Origin of the sequence: Streptomyces sp. BE303 (genome assembly GCF_036290945.1) — a bacterium.
In the GTDB taxonomy this organism is placed as follows: Bacteria; Actinomycetota; Actinomycetes; order Streptomycetales; family Streptomycetaceae; genus Kitasatospora.
On the sequence record NZ_JAQYWZ010000800.1, the window covers coordinates 1 to 5,146 of the forward strand.

3 protein-coding genes are annotated in these 5,146 nt (G+C 68.1%); 1 reads left to right on the top strand and 2 read right to left on the bottom strand.

Features of this window, described 5'->3' with window-relative positions; translation table 11 throughout:
- The coding region (locus tag PUR56_RS26030) for a helix-turn-helix domain-containing protein (RefSeq protein ID WP_329874319.1) at nucleotides 1–158 on the bottom strand (158 nt) is incomplete at its 3' end.
- A 725-nt stretch (nucleotides 159–883) separates the two neighbouring features.
- Here PUR56_RS26030 and PUR56_RS26035 point away from each other — a divergent pair.
- The gene (locus PUR56_RS26035) at nucleotides 884–1,918 is read left to right on the top strand and encodes a Gfo/Idh/MocA family protein (RefSeq protein ID WP_329876854.1); all 1,035 of its coding nucleotides are present in this window, start codon (nucleotides 884–886) and stop codon (nucleotides 1,916–1,918) included.
- Between the two features lie 1,203 nt (nucleotides 1,919–3,121).
- Here PUR56_RS26035 and PUR56_RS26040 read toward each other — a convergent pair.
- A complete protein-coding gene (locus PUR56_RS26040) occupies nucleotides 3,122–4,849 on the bottom strand; it encodes an IS1634 family transposase (RefSeq protein ID WP_443034570.1) in 1,728 nt (575 codons plus the stop codon).
- Between the last annotated feature and the right edge of the window lie 297 nt (nucleotides 4,850–5,146).

Below are 5,146 nucleotides of genomic sequence, written 5' to 3' on the forward strand. Positions count from 1 at the left end.
GCCCGGCCGGACTCCAGGAACTGCCGCTTCCAGTTCCCGATCGACTGCTCGGACACCTTCACCCGCCGCGCGGCCTCGGCAACGGTCATCTCACCGGCCAGGATCGACAGCACGATCCGGACCTTCTCCTCCGGCGGCAACGCCGGCGGCCTCACCATGATCGATCAGACTCCTTCACAGGGCAGGACCCGCAAGAAACAAGCCCTGCCACAAAGTCTGACGCGCGACAGACACCTCAGACAACCACCGATTCCCGAGATATCACCGATACCCGCAGACCAGAACCCCGCACAACAGTCACACCCAACAGAAACGATCAAGGAACCGTGAGGCAACACCCCGACACACCCTGACCATGTCCCCACTCCAACCACAACACCCCACATCACAGCCACGACCCACAACCAAAATGGCGACACGTCACAGCAGCGGGACCCCGCGATCACTTGCACCATTTTGGTGTTGACGCAAACATGTGATGGTGAGAGTGTTGGGGTAATCGGTGTTGTCAGGAGTTCTGGCTGATTCAGCCTGGCCTCCAAGGGTTTGCGGCACGGGGGCCAGGACGCGAGGCAGAACGTGCGTCCAACTGGTCGGGCTCCGCGGTCGTTCGGGAGGCGGCCGGTCCCTGCACCGGTTGATCCGGGTGATTCTGTGGGGATTGGTCAGGTGTCCTGGGTGAGGGGTCCTGGCCAGGATGTCAGCGATTCGGCAGGCGCGGTCGGCTGCTCTTGGTGGCAGGTCGGCGAACCGTTCGTCGGTATCTTCGGCCCCCGCGAATCGCATCACGTACAGCTCGGCTTTGACAGTGCCCACGTGGACCCCAGGGTTCGCTGAGGCTCTACCGCAAATGTTTTCAAGAGATCGACGGCAAGGATTGCACATGACGGACGCGCCCGTACGGATCGGACTGGCTGGCTACGGCTTCGGCGGCAGGTACTTCCATGCGCCGTTGCTCGCCTCCACCCCGGACTGTGAGTTTCTCGGGGTGGTCACCACATCCCCGGAGCGCCGAAAGCAGATCACCGGTGAGCTGGGCCGGCCGGCGTACGAGTCGTTGGAGGAACTGGCCCGGGCCGGAGCGGAGGCGGTCGCGATCTCCACTCCGGCGGCCACACACATCCCATTGGCCCAGGAGGCGCTGAAGCTGGGTTTGGCAGTGGTCTGTGACAAGCCGTTCGCGCTCGACGCGGCATCTGCCCGGGAGACGACGGAACTGGCGGAGCGGCTGCAGGTTCCACTGACGGTCTATCAGAACCGTCGCTGGGACTCCGACTTCCTGACTCTGCGGCGGCTCATGGCCGAGGGTGCGCTCGGTACTCTGACCCGCTTGGAGTCGCGTTTCGAGCGGTTCCAGCCCGAGCCCGGCCCGCCGGCCGCAGGCGGTGGCACCCTGCTCGACTTCGGCAGCCACCTGGTCGACCAGGCGCTGGTCCTGTCCGGGCCAGTCGAGCGGGTGTATGCGGAGATGCGGAGCCGCGACGGCGGCGAAGGGCTCGACGAGGACGTCTTCGTCGCGCTGACCCACCGCAGCGGGGCCCTGTCGCACCTGTCCGGCAGTTGGCGCCAAGGTGCACCCGGCCCGCGCTTCCGCGCCACCGGCAGCACCGGGACGTACGTGGTCGACGGTGTGGACGGTCAGGAAGCCCTGCTGATCGCGGGTGCCTCCCCGGCCTCGGAGGGTGAGCGCTGGGGCATCGAGCCCGAGCGGCGTTGGGGCCAGGTGCTGCGCGGCGACCACGTTGATCCCGCACCGTCCGCCCGCGGCGAGTGGGACCTCTTCTACCCGGCCTTCGCCGCCGCGCTCCGTGGCACCCGTCCGCTGCCCGTGGACCCATGGGACGCCGTGACCACCGCGACCGTACTGGACGCCGCGCGCACCAGCGCCGCCAGCGGCGAGGTCGTACGCCTGTCCTGACCTGCGAAGGCGGCCGGAACCGCGTCAGCACGGCAGCAAGGGAGCAACCGAAGGCCAGCCCGGGACCGCTGCTGAAGGGCGTCGGCCCGCCCGGGAGGCCAGGTCCACGGCCGGTGCGCAATCGCGCCGCTTTCGCCGGAGCAATCCGGGGCCGCCCGGTACCCGGGACCAGTACGGGGCGCCACTGTGCGGTCTTCTGGCGCGGGCTTGGGCCCGCCAGGTCGAGATGCAGGCGATTCTCACCGGGCCGACTTACCTTCTGTAGCCCCCGGCCTGGCGTGTGAGCGAGGGGGCGAGCGGGCGGGTGGGGCGGGGCGGCGCCCGGGCGGACGTGAGGGCGCCGGCCTCGGTCGTGGCCGGCGCTGGTGCTGATGCGGAAGACCGGTAGCGGGGGCCGGGCTGTGGTCGTGCACGTGGGCCGCCGGCATCTGTCGCTCCTCGCCTCGAAGGCTGTCCGCCAAGCCTCCCACCACTTCTGCCGCGCACGGGGCGGCTCCGGGCAGGCGGGACAGGCGCCCGCTGCCCGTCGCCGACACCTTTTCCCACGCGATAGCCGTGGGAGAAGGACGAACTTCCTGCGGCTCGCCGGTGGCCGGGGCTGCGCTGCTGCCCCGGCCACCGGCGGAGCAAGGACTCCGGCCGCCAGTAGTGCCGTGGAGGCTGTCGGCGGCCGGTCCTACACTCGGCAGATGGTGCTCACGTAAAGCAGCGGTAGCAGCGACGGTCTGCCCGAGGAGGCCCGCCCGGAGACCTATCTGGCCGGGATCGACCCCACCACCACTCAGTGGGTCACGGTCCTCCGCAACACCCTCGACGGCCGCGAACTGCAGACCGACGGCCCGCAGGGCACCGTCTGGTGGCGCTACGGCAACGACGAACCGCAGAGCCTCAACCACGCCCCGGCGGGCCGCGAGTACACCGAGCGCACCCGTGCCGGCCTCAAGGCCCAGGACGACGCCGCCCAGGCCGAGGAGGACCGCCTGGCGGACGAGAAGGCCGAGGCCTCCCGCTGCCCCACCTGCCGCCGACTCCCCGACGAATACGAAGACCACTGGGACGCCAGCAACGGCACCACCGACTGCCCGCCCTGCCTGCGTTCCGCGTAATTCAGCGGCCTGGAGTCACGAATCTGGGGCCTGACCTGCGCGGACATGGGTGAGGGCGCCTGAGAGTCGTTTCTCTAGGCGCTGGTGTTCGTGCTGGTCAGCGAGGTGCGGGTTCGAGGGTGATGATCTGCTTCGGCGTGGGGATGACGAGCTTGGCCAGGAGGTCGGTCTGGGGCTTGGTGAGGGTGGCGACCTGGCGGAACAGTCCGGTAGGGCCGGTGAACGTGCCGAGGTGGAGCCGGTCGAGTTCGCGGCGGATGCTCGTCCAGGTCTCGTCGGTGGTGGTCTCGATGATGCGGATCAGCAGCAGGGCGAGCCAGCAGAGGACGACGTGTGCGCGTATGCGTTCCTCGAGCCGGTGATAGACAGGCCGCAGGTCGATGATCTGTTTCATGTCCCGCCAGCCCCGCTCGACTTCGAGGAGTTGCTTGTAGCCGAGGGCGATGTCCTCGGCTGACAGCTGCGGGTCGGAGCATCGCAGCAGGTACTTGCCGTCGAGGTTCTCCTCGGCCTTGATCTTCGCGGTGTCGATGCGGAGCTTGCCGGCCGGGGTGGTGCGGAGGTAGCGGTTGAGGCCGGGCTTGTCGGCGAGCTTGCCGCGGAGCTCGCCGCGCCTGAAGTCGCTGAGCTTGTCGGTGTCTTCGATCAGGGTCGTGAGCTGGGAGACGAGTTGTTCGCGTATGTGCTGGTCACGGGTGGCGGCTTCGGGGTTGTGGCAGATCACGAACCGTTCGGTCTCGGAGATCCGCACCTCCTTGACCCGCATGTTCCCGGCGATCTCGCTGTAGCGGCCCTGGCGGGACAGAGCGGCCTTAACCTCCGGGCTGCCGGAGCGGAGTTTCTCGCCGACGATGTAGGCGTGGTCGCCCTGGCGGAGGTAGCGGCGGTTGCGTTCGCTGGAGAATCCCCGGTCGGTGACCCACACGATCTTGCTCAGGGTCCAGTCCCGCATGTCGTCCTTGACCTGCCGGATCAGCTTCTGGTCACCGGTGTTGCCGGGCCAGGACCAGACACGGACCGGGATCCCGTCCCTCGTGACGGCCATCCCGATCACGATCTGCGGCAGGTCGTCGCGGGAGTCCTTCGACTTGCCGAAGGTGCGGAAGCCGGCCTGATCGGCGGGCTCGCCGTCCTCTTCGGCGGCTGGGGGGTCGTCCGTCAGGAGGCGGCCCCTGTCGTCGCGGGCGGCGGGTTCGTCGGCCTCCTCCAGCTCGAAGTAGGTGCTGGTGGTGTCGAAGAACAGCAGGTCGACCTCGAGGTTGAGGAGGTTCGCGACCTCGTCGAACACCCGCTTTTCCAGGTCGTCGGTCACCTCGTGGAGCCAGTCCATCGCCCGGTAGCAGGCGTCGTCGTCGGTGGCCGGCAGGCCTTGGACATGCACATCGTGCGTGACCCAGTCCGCAGCGGCCAGCTTCGACGACGGCGCCAGAGCCCGGTTCGCGACCAGGGAGAACAGCACCCGCTCGGTCACTGACATGTCCCGGCGCCGGCCCCGTTTGGGCTGCCCGACCTGCCCGACGATCCTGTCGATCCTCAGCCGCCGCCAGAGATGATCGAGGACGTAGGTGCCGCCGAACGAGACCGACGAGACGAACTCCAGGTCACCCGCTGCCGTCGACGCCAGTGCCTCACCCGGCTCCAGCAGCCTCGATAGAGACGCGACCAGGCGCTTCACCGCGTCCCGGTCGAGGTCGTCCTCACGGCCGAACGTGAACAGGACCTTCGGGACCGCCCGGCCCTTCACCGGATCCCACTCGTTGTGGGCCAGGTGCAGGTACCGGACCGTGCCGGACTTGTTCTCCCGCTTCGTCGTCTTCACGTACACGACTCCAGACCATACGGACCAACTCCAGGTCAGCGCAGGCGAATACGCAAAATCGCGTCTCTAGGTGAATCCGAGCGCGTCACCAGCCTCCACCCAGCTGACCTGCACCTTCAACCCGGCAGGGACTCCAGGACCCCCGAATTACGCGGAACGCAGGTAAAGACGCCGGTTCCTCGCGTACTCCTCTCCATCCCGCTTGCCGAACCCGCACCATCTGGCAGTACTGGCACGTCCCGGCTTTGTCAGGGCCGCTCCCGCCCTCCCCGGCATCACCCGGATCAGGCTGCCCTCAGCTCC